Below are 26,219 nucleotides of genomic sequence, written 5' to 3' on the forward strand. Positions count from 1 at the left end.
TCCAACAGGATTCTTTGTGACCCATCTGTTTATATCAGATTTGCATTTGTCACCTGATCACCCTCGACTGGTTCGGGGGTTTTTAGACTTACTAAAACAATATCAAGATAAAAATACCCAGCTCTATATTTTAGGTGACTGGTTTAACGCATGGATTGGGGACGACTACACCGCCCCTTGGCTAGGTGAAATCGTTCAGGCTTTAAAAGAGTTCAATCAGGCAGGCAATCAGGTTTATTTTCAGGTCGGTAATCGTGATTTTGTTTTAGGAAAAAATTTCCTCAACCAATTTAATGGAATCCTACTCCCTGATGTCTATACGCTGGAAATTAACCATCAAAAATTCCGTCTGGAGCATGGCGATGCCCTCTGTACTGATGACATTGCCTATCAACGTTTTAGGAGTGTAATCCGCAATCCAGTTCTGCTGAGTTTATTGAAACGGACCCCATTAAGCTTTAGACAGAAACTTGCCAATGGTTTCCGTAAAAAGAGCAGTGAAACCAAACAGCTCAAAAACTATGACATCATGGATGTGAATGCTCAGGCTGTAGATTCAGTGATAGAACAGGTGGATTTTTTAATTCACGGTCATACCCACCGTCCAGAAATTCATTCACTGGGCAATAAACAGCGTTTTGTTTTGGGTGACTGGCGAGCAGACTCTGCATGGATTCTAGAAATTAACGAACAAGAAAATAGCAGCCTGGATTTTAAAAAGTGGACCTATTGATCGTTATTCCATTCAACTTTTATCTATATTCAAATCACATTTAGACACTTTTCCTACCTGCTAGATCCAGTAAAATAAACTGATTTTGTTATTTTGGTTAATCATAAATGGATTCCCTACACACCGCAAAAACACGTTACACCATCAAGGCATACGATGCGAGTAAAAAGATTCCAAAAGAACAGTTTGAAAAATTATTAGAAATTTTACGTTTCAGCCCCTCTTCGGTAAATATTCAACCCTGGCATTTTCTGATCGCAGAAACAGATGAGGCAAAACAACGTATTGCAGCAGGTTTAACAGGTAGCTATGCCTATAATGCCGCAAAAGTGCTCAATTCTTCACATACCCTGGTTTTCTGTACACGTACCGATATTTCCAATGAATATCTTGAGCAGTTACTTGAACAAGATGATGTCAGTGGCCGCTTTAAGGATGAGGCAGCAAAACAGGGACAAAGAGATACCCGTTCGGGTTATGTTGAGTTTTACCGAAATGAATTGAAGAACCTTTCAGCATGGATGGAAAACCAGACTTATATCGCGCTCGGACAACTCTTATTCGCCGCAGCCCTTGAACACATTGATGCCACACCAATGGAAGGCTTTGACAGAAATATTATTAATCAGGAATTTGGTTTGGCTGAAAAAGGCTTGAAAGCCTCCGTGATTGTGGCTTTGGGCTATCGTAGCGAAAATGATTTTAATGCGAAGCTACCCAAATCACGCCTTGCGGATGATGTGATTTTTACCCGTTTATAATTATCATAACGATTGAGGTTGTTTGTAAGGGCAGATAACCATCTACCCAAATTAAACTGTGTTCTGCTGGAATGAGACCATTAACCGCTACAACATCATCGCTTTTGCCAAACACAATACAGCCAGTACTCCACATACTAGGCCAATCCATGTATAGGCTTTAAGCCGTTCCCGAAACAGCACCACCCCACTAATTACCCCAAAAATCACCACAAAAATGTTCATGCCTGCAAACACAATCGCTGGTGTGTCTTTCAACATCATATGTGCTTTCACATACAGGGCAATATTGGCAAAATTGATCGCACCAAGGACTAGACCTGCAAAAATATTCTTGGGCTGCCAATTCGGCTGGGTGATGGCGAGATACGCAATTGATAAAACAAACGCCACAATGAAGATGAGATTTAATGTGACTGCAAACTGTAGACCCAGGCTACTGCTATATTTAAGTAAGATATCAACCGCAGCATAACCTGCCCAGACACAAAACAGAAATAGGGCAGATTTTAGATTTAGGCCTTGTGTGGCTTTCTCCGCCGCCTGCCCAAGAATAATGAAAAAAATTGCCACCACACCTAAAGCAACGCCAATCAGCTTTAACAGGCTAAACTGCTCACCAAATATAAAATAGGCAGCCAATAAAGAAAGAATCACTGCCAAACGCTGGGCAATCTCCGTTTTCACAATACCCGCAAACTGCAATGACTTGGCTAAACATAGAAAGATGCTAGGTAACAACACCGCCAAAATTAAAATCAGCCACCACCGCGTATGCTGCCATGAAACATGGGTGATATCCGTTTTAAACCAATAGGCGCATAACACACTGGCACTTAAATAGTTCCACGCAATCATTTGCCAAACATCAAAACCTTTTTCTTTCAGATATTTCAGCAAAATTGACACGATAACGCTGCAACAGGCAGCCGCAACAATAATTTCCATGAGATGTATTCTAGCTTTTTAGACATAAAAAAATGCCAATCTGAAAACAGATTGGCATTTTTTAAAGATCATCAATCAATTAACGATTATTTTCGTCTTCTTGACCATCTTCAAATTTAGTTTCGCCGTCGAAGCCACCCTGACCACCGAAGCCGCCCTGATGACCGAAGCCAGCCTGACCACCGAAGCCAGCCTGACCACCGAAGCCACCCTGACCACCGAAGCCACCCTGACCACCGAAGCCGCCCTGACCACCGAAGCCGCCATGACCACCGAAGCCGCCACCTGTAGCCTGACCACCACCAAAGCCGCCAGCAGCGCCCTGTGCAGGGAAGCCACCAGTGCCCTGAGCACCAGCTGGACGTGGATTGCGTGCAGGAACGACAGTCGAAATCGCATGCTTATAAACCATTTGGCTTACTGTATTTTTAAGTAAAACCACATATTGGTCAAAAGATTCAATATGCCCCTGTAGTTTAATACCGTTAACAAGGAAAATAGAAACTGGAATACGTTCTTTACGGAGAGAATTTAAGAACGGATCTTGTAAAGTTTGACCTTTAGACATTTTTAACTCCAAAAAATTTTAAATCAGCGCAAAAAACTATCTTTATTTTTTAACTAAAAATTATAAAAAGACAGCCTGCGAATTTTGCGTTATCAAAAGAAGTTTCGCAAGTCTTCTTTCGCCTGCTTTATCGTCACATAAGTTTTAAAATCGTGTAATTCTTGCAAAGAACGTAACCAAGTGTATTGACGTTTGGCAAGTTGTCGTGTCGCAAATAGTGCTCTAGTCTCCATTTCAACCCTATTTTTGAGACTCAAGTCACTTTTCAATAAAAAATCTAAAGCTTGACGATAACCTACAGACCGCATAGCGGGTAAATTATCATTTAAATCGTATTTTTTAATTAATTCCTCTACTTCATTTAAAAAACCAATATTCCACATCTTGCTCAATCTTTGCTCAATGCGTTGATGTAATTCTAACCGATCTGGCATAAGGGCGTAGTTATAAAAATTGTAACGATATGGTTGATTTTTAGGTTGTTCTGCCTGTAGTTTTGTTATTGGTTCACCCGTAATTCGGTACACTTCCAATGCCCGAATAATACGTTGCCGATCTGAAACCTTAAACTTTTGACCTGCGATGGGGTCAACAGCAACCAGTTCATCATAAACCGCCTGCCAGCTTTCCTGTTCAGCCTTGGCAATAATGGTATCACGAATCGCCTGATCCGCATTGGGCAGGTTATCGGCAAGTCCCTCAAGCAGCGACTTGAAATACAGCATGGTTCCGCCGACCAGAATTGGTGTCTTGCCCCGTGCGTGCATATCGTCAATCAAGGGGCAAACATCTTCAACAAACTGGGCCGCCGAGTACACTTCCAATGGTGTAATAATATCAATCAAATGATGTGGATATTGTTGCTGCTCTTCTTTAGTCGGTTTCGCCGTTCCAATATCCATATCCTTATAGACCAGGGCTGAATCGACAGAAATCAGTTCAAAATTTCCACGCTCATACAGTTCACATGCCAAAGCGGTTTTACCACTTGCGGTAGGCCCCATTAAATTAATCACGGGCAATTGATTTGACATGAAACCCTACTCTCCTCGAGCAAATAATTTATCTAGTTGATGTAGTGGAAATGACCGCCAGGTGGGGCGACCGTGGTTACACTGGCTGGCAAACTCGGTTTGCTCCATTTGGCGCAACAATGCATTCATTTCAGACAGACTGAGTTGTCGGTGTGCTCTTACAGCCCCATGACAGGCCATTCCAGCCAACAGTTCATCACGTTTTTGCAATAACCCTCTCGCCTCATCATTCGGGTCAAGGTCATTTAACAGTTCTGGAATTAAATTGCCAAAATCTGCCTTATGCAAAATGGCTGGCACACCACGCACGATCACTTGTTCATCACCATATTGGTCAATTTCCAGCCCCAGCCGTTGCAATTGAGGTTGCAAGTCCTCAATACGTGTAGCCTGCATACGAGTAATCGAAACCACCTTTGGAATCAGTAGTTGCTGTGACACCCAGAATTCAGGCTTATCCCACGCCGCTTTCATCTGCTGTAGCAAAATCCGCTCATGCGCAGCGTGCATATCAACAATGATTAAACCCTCAGTATTTTGCGCCAGAATATAAATGCCATGAAGTTGTGCAATGGCAATACCCAGTGGAAATTCATCTACCTTTGCTACTGTTTGATCCTGCTCAGAATCAACCTCTTCACGCAAGGGAGCCAGATAACTTTTTAAGGCATTGTTGAGTTGTACGGAACCACTGTAACGCGGCTGTTGTGGTTGCGATGCATTATATTGAACTGCTTGCGGACGGCTTTGATTAAACTCAGTCAGCAAATCTGTTGATATTTCTACTTGCTGATTGGCTTGTGGCTCAGATTCTACAATTGCACGATGTAAATTAAATTGTTCTTGGTATTTCGGTTGTGGCTGATAATTAAAATTCTCTGTCGCGGCATCATCCATTTTCATAGCTTGGGCTAAATCAGTGCTTGCTGTTTGAAATTGCGACAATGTTGCTTTAGCATAATGCCGTACAAACTCATGCACTTCACGTTGATTTAAAAAGCGAATTTCATGCTTGGTTGGATGTACATTGACATCGATATTTTCAGGATCAACCTCTAAAAACAGCAAATAAGAGGAATATTGGTGTCCATGCAAAATGCCTTCATAGGCCATACGCAAAGCATGCGAAATGGTTTTATCTTTCACAATACGCCCATTCACATATACATATTGTAAATCTGCTTGCGCACGTGCATCTGAAGGATGCCCCAACCAACCAGACAAACGCATATTGATACTTTCTGCATCCATCCAGTAGGCATTTTCAATAAACTGTTGACCTAATAACTGCTGGACACGCTGATAACGTAATTCACCACTATCAGCAATCGGCAAATTTAAACGAATATTATCGTTATGTTCGAGTACAAAACGAATTTCAAAATGAGTTAAAGCCAATCGGCGTACAATTTCTTCAATATGACCAAATTCTGTAGTTGGTTTTTTTAAAAACTTACGGCGTGCAGGCACATTAAAAAATAAATCTTGTACACGAATATGTGTGCCTTTTTTTGCCGCCACCGCCTGAACCTGTTGATGGTCAAAAGCGGTGCCATTGACCTCAACCTGATAACCCACCCCCTGTTCATCCTGACAGCTGGTTAAGGTTAAACGGGATACCGCCGCGATCGAGGCCAATGCCTCGCCCCGAAATCCCAGACTCACAATGGCATGCAAGTCTTCCGAGCTTCTAATTTTACTGGTGGCATGGCGCATGACTGCTAAAGGTAAATCGTCTGGATGAATACCATGCCCATTGTCAATGATTTCAATCAGCGTTGAACCACCCTGAGCAACCCGAATAATCAGTTCAGTTGCACCTGCATCAATTGAGTTTTCCAATAGTTCCTTGATGACTGAAGCTGGGCGTTCAATCACTTCACCTGCTGCAATCTGGTTGGCCAGAGCAGCATCAAGGGTGTGGATACGGCGGATTGCATCATGCGCCATTCAATTGTTCCTGCAAAGATTGAGCTAACGCTTGTGAATTTACACTTAAGGTCACAAAACGGGTCAGTTCATCATCCGATTTCTGAATATCAATGATTACATCGGCCTGAGGAATTTCATCACCACCTTTGGATGGCCATTCAAATAGGAATAAAGCGTCAGGTGTTTCCAGATAATCACGGATTCCCATCAGTTCCAGTTCGTAGGGATCATCTAAACGGTATAAATCGAAGTGAAAAATTTCTTTTCCTTGAATGCTATACGGTTCAACCAAAGTATAGGTCGGACTTTTAACAGAACCCTGATGCCCTAAACTTTGTAGGAAATAACGGGTGAATGTTGTTTTCCCAGCACCTAAATCACCAATCAAATATATAACGCCTGAATGCACTTGTTGTGAGAGCACTTTCGCAAATTTTTGAGTGTCTTGTTCATGATTTAAAGTAAATTTCACTGAATATGACATGGCAAATAGAATAAAATTGGGATAACCGCTATGATAACATTGCCCTGAGGTAAAGCCTAACTTGTTAATTAATAGCCCTATCAATTAATATACATTTAACATGCAACCTATTTTTAAAAGAGGAACTCATGACACCTAAAATTGTTTCAACAAAAGAAGAACTCAAGTCAGCTAAAGAACAAGGTATTACAGAGATCATTATTACTGGCAAACTTGCTAATGACCTCAAAAAATCAAAGAAAATTGCCTTTGCTGGTACTGTAACAATTGGGATATTAACAGCAGCATTAGCTGCGACACCATTTACAGGTGGTATAACCGCTTTTGCTGCTGCACCAGTAGCGGCACTAACAGGAGTTGAAATTGTAGCTATTATCGCAGCTGCTTCAATTGGGCTTGCTCTCATTATTGCTGTTTACAAAGAATATGATGAGGTTTCCTATGAAAATGGAAAGTTAGTCCTCCGAAAGAAACAGAAAAATTAGTGCAACATTGTATTGAAGATGAAACTTAACAATAAAAATTTCTCCCCGCCTCTCATCAATGCTGTCAGTGCCAGTAAAGTCTTTTTACCCGATGACATTTCTGCACCTACCATTTTTGCTTATCTTTGCCAACACTTTCCACATATTCAATCAAGCGAATGGCAACAACGTTTTAGCGATGAATTAATCTATGCTGCGAACGGTGAAAAATTAAAAATAGACAGTATCTATACGCCCAATAGCCATATTTTTTATTATCGTTTTCTGGCCCATGAAATTCATGTGCCTTTTCAACATGAAATTTTATTTGAAAATGAAAATTTACTGGTGGTGGATAAACCTCACTTCCTGAGCATGACACCAACTGGACAATACGTTCAGGAAACCTTACTGGTTCGCCTGAAAAGACAAACAACTAATCAAGACCTAACCCCGATTCATCGACTGGATCGGGAAACGGCAGGCGTGGTTTTATTCAGCAAAAAAACTGAATCGCGGGGAATCTACCAACAACTTTTTGCCGAACGCAAAGTTCAGAAAGTCTATCATGCGATTGCTGCCTATCATCCCAAACTCAAATTTCCACAGACTGTTCAACTGCATCTAGAAAAGGGTAATCCTTTTTACACCATGCAAATTAAGCCAGAAAAACCAAGCAATACAGAAACACACATAGAACTGTTGGAACATACACAGCACAAAGCCAAATATCTGCTTAAACCCAAAACGGGCAAACAACACCAACTCCGTGTACACCTCAATTACCTGGGTATCCCAATCCTCCACGACCCTTTTTACCCAACTGTCCAGCATAAGGCAGATGATGACTTTAGCTGCCCATTGCAATTACTGGCCAAGCAGATTCAGTTTGTTGATCCCATTTCCCAACAGAAAATGCATTTTATTTCCAATTTTGAACTCACACTGTAAACACAACGTAATGACAAAAAATTACTATTTTCACTTCAAAAATATTGAAATTAGCCTGTGATCGTTTAAAATACATGGCGATAACTAAAAATATTTGGTCATATCTTTCATGCGAAAAACAGAAGTTTATCAGGTTCGTCTTGATTCTCAGGAAAAGAAACAGGCATTTGCCGTTTTTAAGCAGCTCGGTATCTCCCCTGCTCAGGCTGTGCGACTTTTCTTTAAACAGGTGGTACTGACCAAATCCATTCCCTTTGCGATTGAAAACCAGAATATCAATATGGAACAGTTGCTTAAACTGCGTAAATCCAAAGCAAACCAAACAACCGAAGATTCAGCTTCCAATCACCTTGAAGATGACCACGAAGACCTGTTTGAAGAACTCAACGCACTTTTAGGTGAAAGTGACAAAACTTAACAATGTTGCATTTATACACAAGTTTTTATTTTTTAAGCTGATTTTTTTTCGCTATCCTGTAATTCCAACTAAAATAATAAGGTTAAGGGTAGGTCAGGATGATTGTTAAGCGAGCCAACAAAGAAGATCTTCATCAACTTGCTGTCTTGTTTGACGAATACCGTCAGTTCTATGGCGCATCATCAAATATTGAACAATCCTATCAATTTCTCAAACATCGTTTCGACAATAAAGACAGTGTCATTTTTATCCATGTTAAGGATGATGTGTTTACAGGCTTTGTTATGCTTTATCTCGCTTTTTCCTCTGTGGCCTGTGAAACCTACTATATTCTGGATGATGTTTATGTGACTCCCACTTATCGCAAACAAGGTTCAGCGAAACAATTGATTGATACAGCCATTCTCTTCGCACGCCATGAAAATGCCCAGCGTATCAGCCTCGAAACACAAAAGAACAATTACCAGTCCCATCGTCTTTATGAACAGATGGGCTTTATTCGGGACGATGAGTTCAAGATTTTCCACTGTTTTTTAAAATAATCAGTAAACTGCTTGCGAAACCCCTTTGTTTTCCCCCTTGCCAAGGGGGAATTATAGGGGGTTTTGCAAGCAGTCTAGTAATCCAGCACAATATTTTGACTTAACTGTTTTTGCCAAGCCGTTAAATATATCCATTCACCCTCCGCTAAATCAGGTAGTTCAAGCTGCCCAATTTGATGGCGATGCAACGCGTCAACCTTGTTGCCTACAGCTGCAAGCATACGCTTAACTTGATGATATACCCCCTGATGAACGGTCATGCAAAGCTGGTTCGCAGAAATCAACTGTACATCTGTTGCAGCGAAAATCCCTTTTTCATTACGAAGTTCGACACCCTGCTCCAGAGCCTGAATTTGTTTAGGAGTCACTGGATCGGCTGTGGTGACATGATAAATCTTGGGTACATGCTTTCTGGGATGCGTCAGTGACTGTAGATACTGACCATCATCCGTTAATAATAATAATCCTGTCGTATCCTGATCTAAGCGCCCCACACATTGCACGCCGCGATGAATCAGGATTTCAGGTAGTAAACTAAATACGCTTTGGTGATGTGTCGCCTGATGCGAACATTCATAATCCTGTGGCTTATTCAAGGCAATATAGACATTTTCCCTATATTGGTATGGTTCACCAAAAACAGTGAAATTAAGATCATCCGTATTCAAGTTTTGTTTGGGATTGTCATAAACCTGATTTTCAATAAGGACAGAGCCATTCTTAATCAACTGCTGGCAATATTTACGTGAACCAAAGCCTTGAGATTGCAAAATTTTTTCCAGCAGCATAAAAGTACCCTAAGCGAAATCACTTTATTGTACTCGATTAAACTGTTCGCTGCTGTTCGCTGGACATTCATTCTTTATTTTTATAATTTGTTCATATTTCCTCCATCTGCAATATAACAGATACAAAACCCTCATTAAAACATCGTACACAGGACGAGCTGCTCCACATTTTCACTCAAATGTCCTGCTAAATTGGTCTCAAGTAAAAAAATGCTGTCCCAAAACAAAGGACAAGGAGTTTTCCCATGAAATCGAATATCTGGTTATATAGCGTTATCCTAGCAACCACATCAATAGTGTCTGTTGCACATGCGGACAATGCAACACGTGTTGCAGCAACCTCTGCCCTTGGTAGTGTGGTCGGTACCGCGATTGGTCAACAGCTTGGTGGACAAACAGGTGCCATGATTGGTTCTGCGCTTGGTGGCGCAGGTGGGGCCGCCGCATCCAGCAATAAGCGTGACCGTACTGAAGCCGCAATTGGTGGTGGTCTAGGTGGTGCTGGTGGTTATACCGTAGGCCGTAACATGGGTGGAACCAATGGCGGCTATATCGGTGCGGCACTGGGTGCGGCTGGTGGTGCTGCACTGGGTCAAAAAGTAGGTCAGGATCGTGCCGAAGAGGAACGCTATGACCGTCGTTATGACAACCGCCGTTCGTACAATGACCGCCGCTACTACAACTCACGCTATAACTATCGTCATGACAATGGCAAGCACCATGGCTGGTACAAACATCGTTAATAGATTTTATCCTTACCCCTTTGGCACTTTCGAGTGCCTTTTTTTATTTATATATTTTCATGTACAAATATAGAAACATTAAATCGAATAAAAACGATATACAAAACCAAACTTATATCGTATTATTTCGATATATAGTTTCGAGAATCAGCGATGAAAATATTAAAAGACATAAAGTTTTCCATTCTAGAGTTGGCACCTGTTAGAGAGGATAAAAATATTGAGTTTTCTCTACGCCACGCACTTGAATTGGCTCAACATGCTGAAAAGCTGGGATATGAACGTTTTTGGTTAGCTGAGCATCACAACATGGATGGTATCGCCAGTTCGGCAACTGCCGTTCTATTAGGATTTATTGCCGCCCACACCCAAAAGATTCGCCTAGGTTCAGGTGGTGTCATGCTTCCAAACCATGCACCTTTGGTAGTGGCTGAGCAATTTGGTACACTGGCGACACTTTACCCAAACCGTTTTGAGCTTGGCTTAGGCCGTGCCCCTGGAACTGATCCACTGACCATGCGGGCCTTACGCCGTGGCCGTCAGGAAACTGAAGATCAGTTCCCGCAGGATGTACTGGAAATTCTGCAATATTTTAAAGACCCGCAACCCAACCAAAAAATCATTGCCACCCCAGGTCAAGGCACTCATGTACCTGTCTGGTTGCTAGGTTCAAGTCTGTTTAGCGCACAGCTTGCTGCAAAGTTGGGACTTCCCTATTCGTTTGCCTCCCATTTTGCGCCAAGAATGCTGGGACAGGCCATCCAGATTTATCGGGATAATTTCCAGCCGTCTGAGTATTTGGATCAACCTTATGTGTCAATGGGCGTACCAACAGTCGTTGCGGCAACTGATGAAGAAGCACAATATTTAGCTACCAGTTCTTATCAGCGTATTTTAAACCTGATTCGGGGGCACAGTCTAAAACTCAAACCGCCAACTGAATCAATACAAGGTCTGGCAAGCAGCGCTGAGCAACTCGCTATTCAGAATTTCCATGCAATGGCTCAAATTGGCTCGCAGGAAACTGTCAAAGCGGGGTTGGAAAAAATTGCCGCACAATATGATGTGGATGAGTTTATCTTCACCTGTGATATTTACGACACACATAAACGTCTGGAAAACTTTAGCTTACTCATGGAGCTGAAAAACCAGTAGGCAATCCTATTTTCAAATAAGCATTGCCCTGTTCCGCAATGCTTATTTCACCACCCCCATCCCCACGCTTCTCATTTGAATATCATATTTAGCCAATACGGCGTTTTAAACCTGTCATTTGTAAAATACGGGTTGAGATTTCCTCAATCGACATTTCAGTGACATTTAAATACTTAATGCCTTCTGAAATATAAATCCCCTCAATCGCCCGCAGTTCCATCTGACACTGGCTAAAACTTGCATAGCGACTATTGGCCTTACGTTCATTACGAATCGCAACCAGACGCTCCGCATCAATCATCAAACCAAACAGCTTGTTTTTATGCTCTTTTAAAACTTTTGGTAAACGGTTGTCGTCTAAGTCTTCTTCAGTAAGTGGATAGTTTGCCACGCGGATACCAAACTGTAATGACAAATAGATCGAGGTTGGTGTTTTACCCGAACGTGACACGCCAATCAGGATAATATCGGCTTTATCGTAGTGACGTGTTCGGGCACCATCGTCATTGTCCAGCGCGAAATGAACCGCATCAATACGTGCCTTATAATATTCAGAGTCAGTCACCGCATGGGTCTGCCCAACCAATGTGGTTGGCAACGTTCCCAACTCTTCTGAAAGTTTACTGATCAAACCCTCAAACACATCCAGATTAACGGCTTTGGCAGTATTGATAATATCGCGTACCAATGGATCAACTAAAGTGTCAAAAACCAGTGGTAGGGAACCATCACGGGACTGGCATGCATTGATCTCTGCAACCGCGACCATAGCAGCCTCTTCAGTGGCAATATAAGGCATGATATGAATGTCAAAATCCACGTTTGGAAATTGCGCAAGTAGTGAATGTCCAAGGGTTTCCGCGGTGATTGCCGTACCATCTGATATAAAAAATACGCTCCGTTTAATTTGTTTACTTTCGGGCATCAAAATTCTCCTTAAACATTTGTCTTAGTGCACTATAATCTTTATAGTAAACTCATCTAACATGACTGTCGCTTAGTAAACACTATATCTAGGCACTTTCGTATAATTTCATACCAATGATAGTCATTCATACTGCAAAAAAAGTGGAGTAAATACTTTGGAAGCGCGCGTAATCGGTCTGGAAAAATTAGGGAAACACGATGTCGAACTCGTAGGTGGGAAAAACTCATCTCTGGGTGAAATGATCAGTCATTTATCCAATGCTGGTGTATCGGTACCAGGTGGTTTTGCAACAACTGCCGCTGCCTATCGTGAATTCCTGGATCAAAGCGGCTTAAATGCTCGAATTCAGGCTGAACTAACTCAACTGAATGTTGATGATGTGCTTGCACTTGCTGAAACAGGTGCAAAAATCCGTAAATGGATTGTTGATACTCCACTGACTGCCGCATTAGAACAAGAAATTCGTGAAGCATTTGCAGCACTTTCAAACGGTAATCCAGACATTGCCGTGGCTGTACGCTCTTCTGCCACCGCTGAAGATTTACCAGATGCCTCATTTGCAGGCCAACAGGAAACATTCCTCAATATTCGTGGTATCGATAATATCCTGATCGCGATTAAAGAAGTTTTTGCATCATTATATAACGATCGTGCGATTGCATATCGTGTACACCAAGGTTTTGAACACAGTGTGGTTGCTCTTTCTGCGGGCGTGCAACGCATGGTTCGCTCTGAAACGGGTGCTGCGGGTGTGATGTTTACACTAGACACAGAATCGGGTTTCCGTGACGTGGTATTTATTACTGCATCATACGGTTTGGGTGAAATGGTGGTGCAAGGTGCCGTCAACCCTGACGAATTCTATCTGTCAAAACCACTTTTAAAGGGTGGTAAACACGCTGTCCTACGCCGCAACCTGGGTTCCAAGCACCAGAAAATGATTTATGGTGAAGAAGGTGCTGCGGGTAAATCTGTTGTTGTAGTTGATGTTGAAAAACCTGAGCGCCAACAATTCGCGTTAAACGACCATGAGCTTCATGAACTTGCAAAACAAGCATTAATCATTGAACAACACTACGGTTCACCGATGGATATCGAGTGGGCAAAAGATGGTGATGATGGTCAAATCTACATCGTTCAAGCACGTCCAGAAACCGTAAAAAGTCGCCAAAATGTCGGCACAATGGAACGTTACCTGTTAAAGCAACGCGGTACGGTTATCTGTGAAGGTCGTTCTATTGGTCAACGCATCGGTTCAGGTAAAGTTCGTGTCGTAACTTCGATTAAAGAAATGGATAAAGTACAAGACGGTGATGTACTTGTATCTGACATGACTGACCCAGACTGGGAACCAGTAATGAAACGTGCCGCTGCGATTGTCACCAATCGTGGTGGACGTACCTGTCACGCGGCAATCATTGCACGTGAACTGGGTGTTCCTGCAATTGTGGGCTGCGGCAATGCCACTGAACTGTTAACGGATGGTCAGGAAGTGACTGTTTCCTGTGCCGAAGGTGATACGGGCTTCATCTATGAGGGTGCACTGGACTTTGAGGTTCAACGTAACTCGATCAACTCGATGCCGAAGCTTCCGTTCAAGATCATGATGAACGTGGGTAACCCTGACCGTGCGTTTGACTTTGCCCAGATTCCAAATGAAGGGATTGGCCTTGCACGTCTTGAGTTCATCATCAACCGTATGATTGGTGTGCATCCAAAAGCATTGTTGAATATTGAGAGCCTGCCACGTGAAACGCGTGCCGCTGTAATGACACGTACTGCGGGTTATTCTTCCCCAATCGAATTCTATGTTGAAAAACTGGTGGAAGGCATTTCAACGCTGGCAGCCGCATTTGCTGAAAAACCAGTGATTGTGCGTATGTCTGACTTTAAGTCAAATGAATACGCAAACCTGATTGGTGGTAAGTTATACGAACCGGAAGAAGAAAACCCAATGTTGGGCTTCCGTGGTGCCAGCCGTTACGTTTCTGACAATTTCCGCGACTGTTTCGAGCTTGAATGCCGTGCCTTGAAAAAAGCACGTGATGAAATGGGTCTCACCAATATTCAAATCATGATCCCGTTCGTTCGGACTGTAAATGAAGCGAAACGTGTGATTGAGCTACTTGCTCAAAATGGCTTGAAACGTGGTGAGAACGGCTTGAAAATCATCATGATGTGTGAATTGCCAACCAATGCATTATTGGCTGAGCAATTCCTTGAACATTTTGATGGTTTCTCAATTGGTTCAAATGACTTAACACAATTAACACTTGGTCTTGACCGTGATTCTGGTATCGTATCTCACTTATTTGATGAGCGTGATCCAGCGGTTAAAGCCCTTCTTTCTATGGCAATTCATGCATGCCGTAAAGCAGGAAAATACGTTGGTATTTGTGGTCAAGGTCCTTCAGACCACCCTGACCTGGCTAAATGGCTCATGGAACAGGGTATTGAATCTGTGTCACTGAATCCTGATTCAGTGCTTGATACCTGGTTCTTCCTTGCTGAAGAACAAATCAAGAAAGCCTAGTCTTTTTTTAGAAAAAGACCCTCTTTCGCAGGGTCTTTTTTATCTTTAGTCATTGAGATTTTAAAATTATGCAAATTTACTTGGCTCGTAACAACCAACAAGCGGGACCTTATAGTTTAGAACAAGTGAACCAAATGCTTGCCAGTCAACAAGTTCTACTCACAGATTTGGCCTGGCATAAGGGTATGGCAGAATGGAAAACGCTTGGTGAACTTACACAAGGGAAACTGGTATACGAACCTGTCGGTTACGCTCCCTTTAGTGCCCAGATTAAAACTGAGACTCATCCCAACTCAGCATTTAATATCAAAGTCGAACAAAAGACATCTCAGTTAGCCTCCATCCATTCACGTTTTTTTGCAAAACTGATTGATGTATTTTTATGGTTTCCCGCAACATTCCTACTCACCGCTTTTTTTACACCCGAACAGGCACAAAAGTTTACCCAGTTGAATGAACAACTGTTTCGACTAATGGCAGACCGCTCATCAGACATTGCCCTAGCCCAGAAAGTCCAGACTGAAATTCTTGCGATTATTCCCACCCAAGCCTGGATGGCCATGTGTGTCTATATCATTGCCATGCTTATGGTACAGGCTTTCCTGATTGGAAAATCAGGTCAAAGCATTGGCAAAAAATTGCTAAAAATCAAGATTGTGGATGCTGAAACCTCTGCTCCTGTCAGCTCAGTAAGGGCATTCTGGCTCAGAAGTATGGTTTTTGTTATTTTAAACATGATCATTGTGCCATTGATTTCCGTGATTGAATCGCTGTTTGCATTAGGGAAAAATCGTCAGGCATTACATGACAAATTGGCAAAGACCAAAGTGGTTCAGAAATAAGCCTCATCAATTATTTGCACAAAGCTGTATATAAAATACATTTTATACAGCCTTTCAATATAGCGTGTTGATATATAAAAAAAAGATCAGGCTTTAATCCAATCCCTGCTAAATAAATCGGGTTTTAAAACAAGTATTTCAGACCACTTTATCAGTAGCTTAGTTTTTCAATATGAGGCATAATGCCCTACAACGTAGCGGTGTCGCATGATTACTAAGCAATTCACAATTATTTCTTATCAATCGTGCGACACTTTAATCGCTATCCCATAATTTAATTAGGGAATGGGACTCTTCACCGAGGTTGTAAAATGAGACAAACGATTTTAGCTGTATTGTCTTTATCAACGATGGCTGCACTCTTGACTGGGTGTGGCGGTGATATGGTACTACTAAACACTAAAGGTCCAGTTGGTCAAGGTCAAAGTGACCTCATGATGACTGCGATCTATCTAATGCTTTTGGTGGTAATTCCATCAATCGTGATGGCATTATGGTTTAGTTGGAAATATCGCGCATCGAATAAAGATGCAGACTATAAACCTACTTGGGCACACTCTACGACAATTGAAATCGTTGTTTGGGGTGTACCTGTCATTATTATTGGTATTTTAGCTTGGTTAACTTGGTGGGGTTCCCACAAGTACGACCCTTACCGTCCGTTAGAGTCAGATAAAGCGCCTTTAACTATTCAAGCCGTCGCTGAACAGTTTAAATGGATTTTTATTTATCCTGAGCAAAACATTGCAACGGTAAACGAAGTACGCTTCCCAGAAAAAACACCTATTAGCTTCAAGATCACCTCTAACTTCACAATGAACTCATTCTTCATTCCACAGTTAGGTGGTCAGATCTACGCTATGGCGGGTATGCAGACTCACCTTCACTTATTGGCAGATGAACCTGGTGTATTCCGTGGTTTCTCAGCAAACTATTCAGGTTATGGTTTCTCACAAATGCGCTTCAAGGCGCATAGCGTAACTGAACCAGAGTTTGCACAATGGGTAGAAGCTGTTAAAGCGGGTCAAGGTACGACTATCAATCCTCAAGCTGTTCAAAAAACAGTTTTAGATCAAGCTGAGTTTGCTTCTTTACGTGATGGTAACCGTTCACAGAAACAAATTGATGCAATGGTTCGTAACGCCAAAACTGAATTAGAGAAAAAACTTGCTGCAACAGCTTTAAAAGAAGGTCCATATAAGACTCAGCCACATCCTGTGACTTATTACTCTTCTGTTGAGCAAGGCTTGTTTGAATCAGTAATCAATAACTATATGAGTAACTACCATGGTGCTGACCATTCAGCTCCAGTAGTGGCTGGTGAAGCGCCTGCTTCTGAAACTCATGTAGCAGTTGAACATGCGACTGCTTCTCAAGGGGAATAAGACATGAGCTTATTAGGTAAGTTAGGTCCAGATGCAATTCCTTACGATCCAATCGTATTGGTTACAGTTGCAATGATGATTCTTGGCGGTATCGCAGTTGTTGCTGGTATCACCTACTTTAAAAAATGGGGCTACTTGTGGAACGAATGGTTCACATCTGTAGACCATAAAAAAATTGGTATCATGTATATCTTTGTATCTGTAATCATGCTATTGCGTGGTTTCGCTGATGCAATCATGATGCGTTTACAACTTTTCCTCGCTAAAGGCGGTGGTGAAGGTTACCTACACCCAGAACACTACGATCAGATTTTTACCGCACATGGTGTAATCATGATCTTCTTCGTGGCAATGGGTCTCGTTGTAGGTATGATGAACATTTGTGTTCCATTGCAAATTGGTGCTCGTGACGTTGCATTCCCATTATTGAACTCACTAAGTTTCTGGTTATTTGCTGGTGCTGCTGGTTTGATGATGGCTTCACTAGCGTTAGGTGAATTCGCTGCGACAGGTTGGATGGCTTATCCACCTCTATCTGGCATCGAATATTCTCCTGGTGTAGGTGTTGACTACTACATTTGGGCACTGCAAGTTTCAGGTTTAGGTACGCTATTAACAGGTGTTAACTTCTTCGTTACCATTATTAAAATGCGTGCACCTGGCATGAAACTCATGGACATGCCAATCTTTACCTGGACTTCACTTTGTACGGCAGTACTGATCATTGCATCATTCCCTGTATTAACAGGTACACTTGCAATGTTGACGCTAGACCGTTATTTCGGCTTCCATTTCTTCACCAATGAGCTTGGCGGTAGCCCAATGCTTTACGTAAACCTGATCTGGACATGGGGTCACCCTGAAGTATACATCCTGGTATTACCAGCATTTGGTCTATACTCTGAAATCGTGGCGACGTTCTCTCGTAAAGCGTTGTTCGGTTACAAGTCAATGGTGTATGCAACAATTGCAATCACTGTACTTGCATTTGTTGTATGGCTTCACCACTTCTTCACCATGGGTGCTGGCGCGAACGTGAATGCGTTCTTCGGTATCATGACCATGATTATTGCGATTCCTACAGGTGTGAAAATCTTCTCTTGGTTATTCACCATGTATAAAGGTCGCATCACCTTTACTACTCCAATGTTATGGACGCTTGGCTTCCTAGTAACATTCGGTATTGGTGGTTTAACTGGTGTACTTATGGCTGTTCCACCTGCGGACTTCCTTGTACACAACTCACTGTTCCTGATTGCTCACTTCCATAACGTGATTATCGGTGGTGTGGTGTTCGGTATGTTTGCTGGCATCATCTTCTACTGGCCGAAGATGTTTGGCTGGAAGCTCAATGAAGCTTGGGGTAAAGCTGCGTTCTGGTTCTGGTTTATTGGTTTCTACTTTGCATTCATGCCACTTTATATCCTTGGCTTCATGGGTATGACGCGTCGTTTGAATACATATGACAACCCTGAATGGGACCCATATTTGGCAATTGCATTGTTCGGTGCAGTATTGATTGCTATCGGTATTGCATGTTTCCTTATGCAAATCATCGTTGGCTTCCTACAACGCAAAGACAACATGGACTATACAGGTGATCCTTGGGATAGCCGTACATTTGAATGGGCAACGTCTTCCCCTGCTCCATTCTATAACTTTGCGCATCTTCCAGCAGCTGACGGTGTTGACCGTTTCTGGACTGACAAAGAAAATGGTGTAGCATACGCACGCGATACTAAATATGAAGATATCCATATGCCGACTAATCGTGCAGCTGGTTTCATCATTGCATTGTTCATTACTGTTCTTGGTTTTGCATTGATCTGGCATATTTGGTGGCTAGTCGTTGTTTCATTCGTTGCTGCAGTTGTTAGCTTGATCGTAAGCTCATTCACCAAGAATGTTGATTATTATGTTCCTGCTGCTGAAGTAGAGCGTATTGAAAACGAACGCTATGCGTTACTTGAAAAACACTTGAAGAAGGACTAAGGAAATGGCTGAAGTACTTCATCACGACAACCACGGTCATGACGGTCATCACGAACACGATGACACAGACTTAACGGTCTTTGGTTTCTGGACATATTTGATGAGTGACTTGATTCTTTTCGGATCACTCTTCATTGCGTTCGCTGTATTAAGCAGTCATATTCCGCCTGGTACTCCAAGTGCGAAAGATCTTTTTGGTGATTCTTTAGGTTTTGTTTTAACTGAGACCTTTGCCCTTTTGATCTCTTCGGTAACATTTGGATTCGCTGTTCTTGCAGCATACAAGAAAAATGTTAATCAAGTTTTAACTTGGTTAGCAGTTACTTGGGTATTCGGTGCAGCCTTCATTGGTATGGAACTTTATGAATTCAATCATTTAGTTCATGCTGGTCATGGCCCAAGCACAAGTGCGTTCTTATCTGCGTTCTTTACTCTAGTTGGTACGCACGGTATTCACGTAACTTCTGGTTTGGTATGGATGCTTGTGTTGATGTTCCAAATCAAGAAATATGGTTTGACACTTCCAAACACTCGTCGTCTTGCTTGCCTAAGCTTGTTCTGGCACTTCCTTGACATCGTTTGGATCTGTGTATTCAGCGTTGTTTACTTACTGGGAGTTATCTAATGAGTCATGACCATAATGCTGCTGGTGCATCACACGGTAACTTTAAGCAATACACGGTTGGTTTTATCCTATCTGTCATCCTTACCATCATCCCATTCGGGATGGTGATGGCAGGTGGTTTCGGTCGTGGCGTTTTAGTGACTGTGATTGCAATCACTGCTGTTGCTCAGGTTATTGTACAGCTTGTGTATTTCCTACACATGAATACCTCATCTGAACAACGCTGGAACCTGATTGCATTTATCTATACGATTCTTTGTATTGCGGTACTTTTAGTCGGTTCTGTGTGGGTAATGAACTACCTACACTACAACATGATGATCTAAACTGGTCGTCATGTTTAAAAAGTATTTATTCCTGACTAAGCCAGGAATTCTCTTCGGTAATTTTATTACCACCTTGGGCGGCTTCTTCTTAGCCGCCCAAGGCTCCATAGACTGCCTCTTATTATTACTTACGCTGATTGGAACAACTTTTGTGGTTGCGTCTGGTTGTGTCGTAAATAATGTGATTGATCAAGACATCGATCAAAAAATGCAACGCACCATGAATCGTGCTCTTGTTAAGAAAACCATATCTCCTACTATTGCAATGTTTTATGCTCTTGTATTAGGTGTGATTGGTTTTAGCATGCTCTGGTTCTATGTCAATGCCTATGCATTTTTATTCGCAGTCATTGGTTTTGTCGTCTATGTCGGTTTTTATAGTTTGTGGACGAAACGTACCACGATCCATCAAACCGTCATTGGTAGTATTTCTGGAGCGAGTCCACCTGTCATTGGTTATACGGCTGTAAGTCACCATTTCGATATGGCGGCCCTACTGATTTTTGTAGCCTATGCCTTATGGCAAATGCCGCATTCATGGGCAATTGCAATCTATCGTTTTGATGATTATAAAAATGCAGGAGTGCCAATCTTACCTGTAGCTCGCTCTATCTATAGAACGAAAATAGAATCATTGATCTATGTGGTTTTATTCACTGTTGCGATGAATGCTCTATATGTTTATGGATACACCAATGTTGTTTTTCTGGTGATCTGTAACCTGCTTTGTGCCTATTGGTTCTACATTGGTATTTTAGGATTTAAAGCTGAAGATGACCAGCTTTGGGCAAAACGCTTTTTCTTATTCTCCGTGATCCTCATCACTGTGATTAGTCTAAGCTTTAGCTTTACCTTTAAAAGTCCTGCACCTTTCCTCCCTATTTTTTAAAAAGATAGAGAACACTCTATCTTTTTATTCTCCCCTCGTTGTAATCATTTCGGGCAATAAAAACATTCTATAGTCCATAGCCAGAATCAAACCCAATGAAACCTCCTTGAGATATCCTTATTGACTACGTATCTCAATTCCAAATATCAATATAATAACTTGCGATTTAAGCCAAACATGACTAGAATTGTCGCTTCGCAATTTGCGACATAACTAAATTAGTTATGACTCCTTGCTTCTGGCTTTATCAAGTCAGGGGCTGCTTAAACCGTAAGGAGCTGACAATGCGTCACTACGAAATCGTACTATTGGTACACCCAGACCAAAGCGATCAAGTTGTAGGTATGGTTGAACGCTATATCTCTCAGATCAAAGAAGCTGAAGGTCAAATTCACCGTTTAGAAGATTGGGGCCGTCGCCAATTGGCTTACCCAATTAACAAGATTCATAAAGCACACTACATTCTTATGAATGTTGAATGTGGTCAAACGACTCTTGATGAACTAGAAGAATTGTTCCGTTATAACGACGCGATCATTCGCAACATCATCATCCGTCGTGAACACGCAATCACTGAAGAATCTCTACTTGCGAAAAGTGCTGAAGAAAAACGTGCCCGTAAGGCGCAACGTGAAGAAGCACAACACGCAGTTCAAGAAGCTGAATAAGGAGAACATCAATGGCACGTTTTTACCGTCGTCGCAAGTTCTGCCGCTTTACAGCTGAGAAAGTTGCGTACATCGACTACAAAGATATCGACACTTTAAAACAGTACATCACTGAAAACGGCAAGATCGTTCCTAGCCGTATTACAGGTACTAAAGCTCGTTATCAACGTCAATTAGCGTTAGCGATTAAACAAGCGCGCTATTTAGCGTTGATTCCTTACACTGACAATCATAAGTGAGGTTGAGCCGTGGATATTATCTTATTACAACGCATTAAGAACCTTGGTAAATTGGGCGACAAAGTATCAGTTAAAGCTGGTTACGGTCGTAACTTCCTAATCCCTCAAGGTAAAGCTGTAGCTGCAACTGAAGCAAACACTGCTGCTTTTGAAGCTCGTCGTGCTGAACTTGAAAAACAGGAAGCTGCTATTTTGGCTGCTGCAAATGCACGTGCTGACCAATTGAACGAAGTGAATATCGTCATCACAGCTAAAGCTGGTGATGAAGGTAAACTGTTCGGTTCCATCGGTACTCGTGACATCGCTGATGCCTTGACCAATGCTGGTCTTGCTGTAGACCGTGCAGAAGTTCGTTTACCGAACGGTGCGCTTCGTCACACTGGTGAATTCAACATCGCAATCCAATTGCACCATGATGTTGTTGCTGAAGTTCTCGTTACAATCGTATCTGAGTAATTTTTGCAAAGAAAAGGGCATGTTTTTACATGCCCTTTTTTACGTCTCAATTTTGCCAAAACCATCAAGCTGTATTTTCACCACTTACACAATTTTCTTCCAATTAAACGCTCCTGTCTGCATCCATTTGGATTAAGATAGTCACTCTTTTACGGTTTCATCTTTTTATTAGGTCTTGTTATGTCACAGGCAAATGCCAATTTTGCAAAAAATACTCCAAAGACAGAGAGTAACGTGAATGACTCAGGTCAATTGAAAGAATTTAGAACGCCACCGCACAATCTGGCGATTGAACAGGCAGTACTGGCGGCTTTAATGACGGTCGCTGAATCATTTGAACAAGTCGGTGACCTGCTTAAGGAAAATGATTTTTACGCCACACGCCATAAATATATTTACCGTGCCATTGAAAAACTGGCACAGGAAAACTCCCCTTACGATGCTGTTTTGGTCAATGACTGGTTACTCAAGCAAAACCTGCTGGATGCGATTGGTGGTGAAGAGTATTTAATGCAATTGATGGCAGATTCTCCATCAAGCTTCTATAACCTTGAAATCTATGCCAGTAAGATTAAGGAATTTTCAACCTTACGCAGCATGATCAAGGTCAGCACAGATATTTTACAAAATGCCTATGACACCAAGGGCCGTCCTGTCAGCGAAATTCTGGACTTGGCTGAAACCAATATTTTCTCTTTGGCAGAACAGCATAACAACAATAAAAAGGATTCAGGCCCAAAATCAATCAGTTCAGTCACTGCGGATGTAATTAGCAAACTGGATGAGCTGTCCAAAATGGATGGCAATATCACAGGCCTTTCCACAGGTTTCCTTGAACTGGACAATAAAACCTATGGGATGCAGGCAGGTGATTTAATTATTGTGGCGGCTCGTCCCTCTATGGGTAAAACCACATTTGCCATGAATCTAGTTGAGAGCGTTTTATTTAACAGCAATCTTCCTGCCCTTGTTTACTCAATGGAGATGCCTGCGGATTCTATCGCCATGCGTTTGATTTCCTCCTATGGCAAAGTGCATCAAGGCCATCTGCGTTCAGGTAAGCTGGATGGAGATGAATGGTCAAAGGTCACAGGCACGATTTTGCAGTTACAGGAAAAACATCTTTATATTGATGATTCCTCTGCTCTGCCACCTACAGAGGTTCGGGCACGCGCCAGACGTATTGCTAAAATGCACGATGGTAAAATTGGCTGCATCATGGTCGATTACTTGCAGTTAATGAAAGTGCCAGGTATGGGTGATAACCGTGTTGGTGAGATTTCGGAAATTTCCCGAAGCCTGAAAGCATTGGCAAAAGAAATGCAATGTCCAGTGATTGCCCTCTCACAGCTGAACCGTTCCTTAGAGAACCGACCTAATAAACGCCCTGTGATGTCAGACTTGCGTGAATCTGGTGCAATTGAACAGGATGCGGACTTAATCATGTTTATTTACCGTGACGAAGTCTACAATAAAGAATCTAAAGAAGCAGGCACAGCCGAAATTATTATTGGTAAACAGCGTAACGGCCCAATTGGTACGGTGCGTCTTGCTTTTGAAGGACAATATACGCGTTTTAGTAACTTATCTCCTGAGTATTATGCTCAGTATGATGATGAAGAGTAATGCCTGCATTGCTCTTTTTTATTAAAACCATGATTTAATCTGACTTATTAACTTTGCCCACCATAGTTTCCAGCTTGAGAGTAAATTCGAATCTTGGCTATTTTCTTCCATTTCAAATGATGGAAATGCTTTATTGAGTTGTTCACATGTTGGATATTTTTGTTGAAGTTTTGCTAAGTAATGTGATTGATCATATTGTATAAACCCATCCAAGATACCAATTGTTTTCCGCCCCCCGATTGTACATTTTGCCATCTGTCGATTCCAAGCTAAAAACGGCTGCACTGGTCTAGAAACACTGAGCTGATTATGAGCACAACTCAAAGTTGCAAATGAAGCAATTTGATATTGTTCAGGTTTAGCACCATCGGGAGTATAAGCTAAACCTATGATCAAACTGCCCTTTTCAATATTTTGACTAGAAAATGCACTTTTCCATTGTGTAGGTTTTTTATATTTAACTTCATCTAGTTTTGAGCGAAAAATAAATTGACCTGAACTGAGTTGAAAGATGAAGTCTGAACTCCCCTGTAATGCCAATGAATCGTGGTAACGGGCAATAAATACGTCATTGGGTGAATGTGGCATACAAGCCATAACTGACTGACAGAAAAATAATGTACTCCATCCCAGATAACAAAATATTTTCATCATTTATTCAGCATATCCTTGTTTAAAATGCATTGTTTAATCTCTCTTTGAGTTCATTTAAATTACAAACCCACGCTCCACCATCATCTGATTCTTGCCCTAACTCGTAAAGTTCAGAATTTTCCTAAGTGAGAGCATCTAACGCCATGATAGCTTTTAGAATGTATAATTTTATATAAAAATAAAGCCTGAAACTTTTACAAATTAGTTGCAATCAATAACCTATATATTTTTCGATCTTAAGTTAATTTATGATCAAAAACTTAGATGTTCGTGTCTATTTGAGCTTGATAAGTCTACAATAGTGAATATTTTTAAATAGAACTATTTTTAGTATTTATTTATCACTCAACAGTGTATCTAACACAAATTACCAATTGTCATTCCCAAGGAGTAACGAGGGTGCGCCAAGCAACAGTTTATATTGACAGTCAGGCACTGCAATATAATTTAAACCGTGTCAAACAACTTGCCCCAACAGCGAAAATTGTCAGCATGGTCAAGGCCAATGCTTACGGACATGGTGTAAAAGAATGCTTAGCAGCCTTAAAGGATAGCGATGCTTTCGGTGTCGCTTGCGTTGAAGAAGCCTTAGAAATCCGAGAGTTGGGATATACACAGCCCATCACCCTGATTGAGGGTGTTTTTTCTGAAAATGAAATGATTCAAGTGATTGGACAAAAACTGGAATGTGTTGTTCATCAGACCCCGCAGGTTGAATGGTTAATTGCCCATAAAGATCATTATAACGCTTTAAACCTAAAGGTCTGGGTAAAGCTGAATAGCGGTATGAATCGCTTGGGTTTTAAACCGACAGAAATTATTGAAGTGATTCAACGCTTAAAATCACATGGTTTTACCTGTGTACTCACCATGCACTTTGCCAACGCTGATTCAGATCATCCATTAAATGAACAACAAAAAAACCAGTTTCTACAAGTAAAACAAGCATGTGAACCGATTCTGGCATCGTGTTGCAATTCTGCGGCAATCTATAAATATCCTGAACTACATTTCGACTTTGTTCGTCCAGGGATCATGTTGTATGGTGCAACGCCTTTTGCCGATCAAAACGTCCATACGCTTGATCTCAAACCTGTGATGACATTTAGTGCTAGAATTATTGCGCTTAATTCTATTCAACAAGGCGAATCTGTAGGTTACGGTTCAACCTTTACAGCAGCACAGCCTATGAATATTGCCATCGTCTCAATTGGCTATGGTGATGGTTATCCAAGAGCTTATATCAAACCAAATTTTGTGGCGATTGATGAACAACTTGTTCCTGTTATTGGTCGTGTCAGTATGGATATGATTGCCATTGATGTCACTGGTTTGGACGTTGAATTAGGCACGCAAGTTGAATTATGGGGCAAACACCGTTTGGTAGATGATGTCGCTACCGCAAATGGCACCATTGGCTATGAACTGCTATGTCGCCTGAGCCAACGTCCAAAACGTCAACTCTTGTATTAAGCAGATTAAAAGATAGGTCAGGAATTTATGATCACTGACCTATTCGATGTATTATAAAAATT

The 26,219-nt window shown here is 41.7% G+C and carries 28 protein-coding genes; 20 read left to right on the forward strand and 8 right to left on the reverse strand.

The window, feature by feature from the left end:
- The first annotated feature begins 16 nt into the window (after positions 1 to 16).
- Entirely contained in the window at positions 17 to 733 is a 717-nt protein-coding gene (locus tag F967_RS08705) for a UDP-2,3-diacylglucosamine diphosphatase (RefSeq protein WP_004799363.1), read from the forward strand.
- A gap of 107 nt (positions 734 to 840) precedes the next feature.
- The gene (nfsB, locus tag F967_RS08710; protein WP_004799365.1) at positions 841 to 1,494 is read left to right on the forward strand and encodes an oxygen-insensitive NAD(P)H nitroreductase; all 654 of its coding nucleotides are present in this window, start codon (positions 841 to 843) and stop codon (positions 1,492 to 1,494) included.
- Positions 1,495 to 1,581: 87 nt separating this feature from the next.
- Here the strand turns inward: nfsB and F967_RS08715 are convergent, their stop codons facing one another.
- From F967_RS08715 to tsaE, 5 genes are all read right to left on the reverse strand, one after another.
- Positions 1,582 to 2,442, reverse strand: coding sequence for a DMT family transporter (locus F967_RS08715; RefSeq protein WP_004799368.1), 861 nt, complete (start codon positions 2,440 to 2,442; stop codon positions 1,582 to 1,584).
- Between the two features lie 79 nt (positions 2,443 to 2,521).
- A complete protein-coding gene (hfq, locus tag F967_RS08720) occupies positions 2,522 to 3,010 on the reverse strand; it encodes an RNA chaperone Hfq (RefSeq protein ID WP_004799370.1) in 489 nt (162 codons plus the stop codon).
- Between the two features lie 92 nt (positions 3,011 to 3,102).
- Entirely contained in the window at positions 3,103 to 4,044 is a 942-nt protein-coding gene (gene miaA, locus F967_RS08725) for a tRNA (adenosine(37)-N6)-dimethylallyltransferase MiaA (RefSeq protein WP_004677019.1), read from the reverse strand.
- Positions 4,045 to 4,050: 6 nt separating this feature from the next.
- A complete protein-coding gene (gene mutL, locus F967_RS08730) occupies positions 4,051 to 5,994 on the reverse strand; it encodes a DNA mismatch repair endonuclease MutL (RefSeq protein WP_004799371.1) in 1,944 nt (647 codons plus the stop codon).
- Positions 5,984 to 6,460, reverse strand: coding sequence for a tRNA (adenosine(37)-N6)-threonylcarbamoyltransferase complex ATPase subunit type 1 TsaE (gene tsaE / locus F967_RS08735; protein WP_004761478.1), 477 nt, complete (start codon positions 6,458 to 6,460; stop codon positions 5,984 to 5,986). The genes mutL and tsaE overlap by 11 nt, the downstream gene beginning before the upstream one ends.
- 128 nt (positions 6,461 to 6,588) lie before the next feature.
- On the opposite strand from tsaE, the gene F967_RS08740 reads away from it, so the two are divergent.
- From F967_RS08740 to F967_RS08755, 4 genes are all read left to right on the forward strand, one after another.
- The gene (locus F967_RS08740; protein WP_004799374.1) at positions 6,589 to 6,945 is read left to right on the forward strand and encodes a hypothetical protein; all 357 of its coding nucleotides are present in this window, start codon (positions 6,589 to 6,591) and stop codon (positions 6,943 to 6,945) included.
- A gap of 18 nt (positions 6,946 to 6,963) precedes the next feature.
- Positions 6,964 to 7,875, forward strand: a complete 912-nt coding sequence (locus F967_RS08745) for a pseudouridine synthase (RefSeq protein ID WP_004799376.1) — start codon at positions 6,964 to 6,966, stop codon at positions 7,873 to 7,875.
- 109 nt (positions 7,876 to 7,984) lie between these two features.
- Positions 7,985 to 8,293 (forward strand): type II toxin-antitoxin system RelB/DinJ family antitoxin, encoded by a 309-nt coding sequence (locus F967_RS08750; protein WP_004677009.1) that lies wholly within the window; start codon positions 7,985 to 7,987, stop codon positions 8,291 to 8,293.
- 98 nt (positions 8,294 to 8,391) lie between these two features.
- The gene (locus F967_RS08755; protein ID WP_004682468.1) at positions 8,392 to 8,835 is read left to right on the forward strand and encodes a GNAT family N-acetyltransferase; all 444 of its coding nucleotides are present in this window, start codon (positions 8,392 to 8,394) and stop codon (positions 8,833 to 8,835) included.
- Positions 8,836 to 8,909: 74 nt separating this feature from the next.
- Here F967_RS08755 and F967_RS08760 read toward each other — a convergent pair whose 3' ends face one another.
- Positions 8,910 to 9,623 (reverse strand): pseudouridine synthase, encoded by a 714-nt coding sequence (locus F967_RS08760; protein WP_004682469.1) that lies wholly within the window; start codon positions 9,621 to 9,623, stop codon positions 8,910 to 8,912.
- 245 nt (positions 9,624 to 9,868) lie between these two features.
- Here F967_RS08760 and F967_RS08765 point away from each other — a divergent pair, with 245 nt between their 5' ends.
- Positions 9,869 to 10,366, forward strand: a complete 498-nt coding sequence (locus tag F967_RS08765) for a glycine zipper domain-containing protein (protein WP_004799378.1) — start codon at positions 9,869 to 9,871, stop codon at positions 10,364 to 10,366.
- Between the two features lie 153 nt (positions 10,367 to 10,519).
- Positions 10,520 to 11,521, forward strand: coding sequence for an LLM class flavin-dependent oxidoreductase (locus F967_RS08770; RefSeq protein ID WP_004761486.1), 1,002 nt, complete (start codon positions 10,520 to 10,522; stop codon positions 11,519 to 11,521).
- 88 nt (positions 11,522 to 11,609) lie between these two features.
- Here F967_RS08770 and F967_RS08775 read toward each other — a convergent pair whose 3' ends face one another.
- Positions 11,610 to 12,446: a posphoenolpyruvate synthetase regulatory kinase/phosphorylase PpsR gene (locus tag F967_RS08775; RefSeq protein ID WP_004676999.1), complete on the reverse strand. Its 837-nt coding sequence runs from the start codon at positions 12,444 to 12,446 to the stop codon at positions 11,610 to 11,612.
- A 157-nt stretch (positions 12,447 to 12,603) separates the two neighbouring features.
- On the opposite strand from F967_RS08775, the gene ppsA reads away from it, so the two are divergent.
- The 11 genes from ppsA to dnaB all read left to right on the forward strand — a co-directional run bounded on the left by ppsA (position 12,604) and on the right by dnaB (position 24,030).
- A complete protein-coding gene (gene ppsA / locus F967_RS08780; protein WP_004676997.1) occupies positions 12,604 to 14,982 on the forward strand; it encodes a phosphoenolpyruvate synthase in 2,379 nt (792 codons plus the stop codon).
- Positions 14,983 to 15,050: 68 nt separating this feature from the next.
- Positions 15,051 to 15,824 (forward strand): RDD family protein, encoded by a 774-nt coding sequence (locus tag F967_RS08785; protein WP_004799381.1) that lies wholly within the window; start codon positions 15,051 to 15,053, stop codon positions 15,822 to 15,824.
- A gap of 311 nt (positions 15,825 to 16,135) precedes the next feature.
- Entirely contained in the window at positions 16,136 to 17,209 is a 1,074-nt protein-coding gene (gene cyoA / locus F967_RS08790) for a ubiquinol oxidase subunit II (RefSeq protein ID WP_004799383.1), read from the forward strand.
- 3 nt (positions 17,210 to 17,212) lie between these two features.
- Positions 17,213 to 19,201, forward strand: coding sequence for a cytochrome o ubiquinol oxidase subunit I (gene cyoB, locus F967_RS08795; protein WP_004799385.1), 1,989 nt, complete (start codon positions 17,213 to 17,215; stop codon positions 19,199 to 19,201).
- Between the two features lie 4 nt (positions 19,202 to 19,205).
- Positions 19,206 to 19,826: a cytochrome o ubiquinol oxidase subunit III gene (cyoC, locus tag F967_RS08800; RefSeq protein ID WP_004799387.1), complete on the forward strand. Its 621-nt coding sequence runs from the start codon at positions 19,206 to 19,208 to the stop codon at positions 19,824 to 19,826.
- Complete coding sequence (locus tag F967_RS08805; RefSeq protein WP_004799389.1) at positions 19,826 to 20,152, forward strand: cytochrome o ubiquinol oxidase subunit IV; 327 nt, start codon at positions 19,826 to 19,828, stop codon at positions 20,150 to 20,152. Before cyoC ends, F967_RS08805 begins: the two co-directional genes overlap by 1 nt.
- Positions 20,153 to 20,162: 10 nt before the next feature.
- Positions 20,163 to 21,041, forward strand: coding sequence for a heme o synthase (cyoE, locus tag F967_RS08810; RefSeq protein WP_004799390.1), 879 nt, complete (start codon positions 20,163 to 20,165; stop codon positions 21,039 to 21,041).
- 284 nt (positions 21,042 to 21,325) lie between these two features.
- Positions 21,326 to 21,709: a 30S ribosomal protein S6 gene (gene rpsF / locus F967_RS08815; RefSeq protein ID WP_004676984.1), complete on the forward strand. Its 384-nt coding sequence runs from the start codon at positions 21,326 to 21,328 to the stop codon at positions 21,707 to 21,709.
- Positions 21,710 to 21,720: 11 nt separating this feature from the next.
- Positions 21,721 to 21,948 (forward strand): 30S ribosomal protein S18, encoded by a 228-nt coding sequence (gene rpsR / locus F967_RS08820; RefSeq protein WP_004676982.1) that lies wholly within the window; start codon positions 21,721 to 21,723, stop codon positions 21,946 to 21,948.
- A 9-nt stretch (positions 21,949 to 21,957) separates the two neighbouring features.
- On the forward strand, positions 21,958 to 22,404 hold the full coding sequence (gene rplI / locus F967_RS08825) for a 50S ribosomal protein L9 (RefSeq protein WP_004757753.1): 447 nt from the start codon (positions 21,958 to 21,960) through the stop codon (positions 22,402 to 22,404).
- 180 nt (positions 22,405 to 22,584) lie between these two features.
- A complete protein-coding gene (dnaB, locus tag F967_RS08830; RefSeq protein WP_004761494.1) occupies positions 22,585 to 24,030 on the forward strand; it encodes a replicative DNA helicase in 1,446 nt (481 codons plus the stop codon).
- 21 nt (positions 24,031 to 24,051) lie between these two features.
- Here dnaB and F967_RS08835 read toward each other — a convergent pair whose 3' ends face one another.
- A complete protein-coding gene (locus F967_RS08835; protein ID WP_051060432.1) occupies positions 24,052 to 24,618 on the reverse strand; it encodes a hypothetical protein in 567 nt (188 codons plus the stop codon).
- A 465-nt stretch (positions 24,619 to 25,083) separates the two neighbouring features.
- On the opposite strand from F967_RS08835, the gene alr reads away from it, so the two are divergent.
- Complete coding sequence (gene alr, locus F967_RS08840; protein WP_004799393.1) at positions 25,084 to 26,157, forward strand: alanine racemase; 1,074 nt, start codon at positions 25,084 to 25,086, stop codon at positions 26,155 to 26,157.
- Positions 26,158 to 26,219 lie beyond the last annotated feature (62 nt).

Origin of the sequence: Acinetobacter sp. CIP 102637 (assembly GCF_000368425.1) — a bacterium.
In the GTDB taxonomy this organism is placed as follows: domain Bacteria; phylum Pseudomonadota; class Gammaproteobacteria; order Pseudomonadales; family Moraxellaceae; genus Acinetobacter; species Acinetobacter parvus.

Coding starts and splice junctions, on each gene's coding strand:
- nfsB (WP_004799365.1), top strand. CDS start 841: ATGGATTCCCTACACACCGCAAAAACACGTTACACCATCAAGGCATAC.
- F967_RS08715 (WP_004799368.1), bottom strand. CDS start 2,442: ATGGAAATTATTGTTGCGGCTGCCTGTTGCAGCGTTATCGTGTCAATT.
- hfq (WP_004799370.1), bottom strand. CDS start 3,010: ATGTCTAAAGGTCAAACTTTACAAGATCCGTTCTTAAATTCTCTCCGT.
- miaA (WP_004677019.1), bottom strand. CDS start 4,044: ATGTCAAATCAATTGCCCGTGATTAATTTAATGGGGCCTACCGCAAGT.
- mutL (WP_004799371.1), bottom strand. CDS start 5,994: ATGGCGCATGATGCAATCCGCCGTATCCACACCCTTGATGCTGCTCTG.
- tsaE (WP_004761478.1), bottom strand. CDS start 6,460: ATGTCATATTCAGTGAAATTTACTTTAAATCATGAACAAGACACTCAA.
- F967_RS08740 (WP_004799374.1), top strand. CDS start 6,589: ATGACACCTAAAATTGTTTCAACAAAAGAAGAACTCAAGTCAGCTAAA.
- F967_RS08745 (WP_004799376.1), top strand. CDS start 6,964: ATGAAACTTAACAATAAAAATTTCTCCCCGCCTCTCATCAATGCTGTC.
- F967_RS08750 (WP_004677009.1), top strand. CDS start 7,985: ATGCGAAAAACAGAAGTTTATCAGGTTCGTCTTGATTCTCAGGAAAAG.
- F967_RS08755 (WP_004682468.1), top strand. CDS start 8,392: ATGATTGTTAAGCGAGCCAACAAAGAAGATCTTCATCAACTTGCTGTC.
- F967_RS08760 (WP_004682469.1), bottom strand. CDS start 9,623: ATGCTGCTGGAAAAAATTTTGCAATCTCAAGGCTTTGGTTCACGTAAA.
- F967_RS08765 (WP_004799378.1), top strand. CDS start 9,869: ATGAAATCGAATATCTGGTTATATAGCGTTATCCTAGCAACCACATCA.
- F967_RS08770 (WP_004761486.1), top strand. CDS start 10,520: ATGAAAATATTAAAAGACATAAAGTTTTCCATTCTAGAGTTGGCACCT.
- F967_RS08775 (WP_004676999.1), bottom strand. CDS start 12,446: ATGCCCGAAAGTAAACAAATTAAACGGAGCGTATTTTTTATATCAGAT.
- F967_RS08785 (WP_004799381.1), top strand. CDS start 15,051: ATGCAAATTTACTTGGCTCGTAACAACCAACAAGCGGGACCTTATAGT.
- cyoA (WP_004799383.1), top strand. CDS start 16,136: ATGAGACAAACGATTTTAGCTGTATTGTCTTTATCAACGATGGCTGCA.
- cyoB (WP_004799385.1), top strand. CDS start 17,213: ATGAGCTTATTAGGTAAGTTAGGTCCAGATGCAATTCCTTACGATCCA.
- cyoC (WP_004799387.1), top strand. CDS start 19,206: ATGGCTGAAGTACTTCATCACGACAACCACGGTCATGACGGTCATCAC.
- F967_RS08805 (WP_004799389.1), top strand. CDS start 19,826: ATGAGTCATGACCATAATGCTGCTGGTGCATCACACGGTAACTTTAAG.
- cyoE (WP_004799390.1), top strand. CDS start 20,163: ATGTTTAAAAAGTATTTATTCCTGACTAAGCCAGGAATTCTCTTCGGT.
- rpsF (WP_004676984.1), top strand. CDS start 21,326: ATGCGTCACTACGAAATCGTACTATTGGTACACCCAGACCAAAGCGAT.
- rpsR (WP_004676982.1), top strand. CDS start 21,721: ATGGCACGTTTTTACCGTCGTCGCAAGTTCTGCCGCTTTACAGCTGAG.
- dnaB (WP_004761494.1), top strand. CDS start 22,585: ATGTCACAGGCAAATGCCAATTTTGCAAAAAATACTCCAAAGACAGAG.
- F967_RS08835 (WP_051060432.1), bottom strand. CDS start 24,618: ATGCCACATTCACCCAATGACGTATTTATTGCCCGTTACCACGATTCA.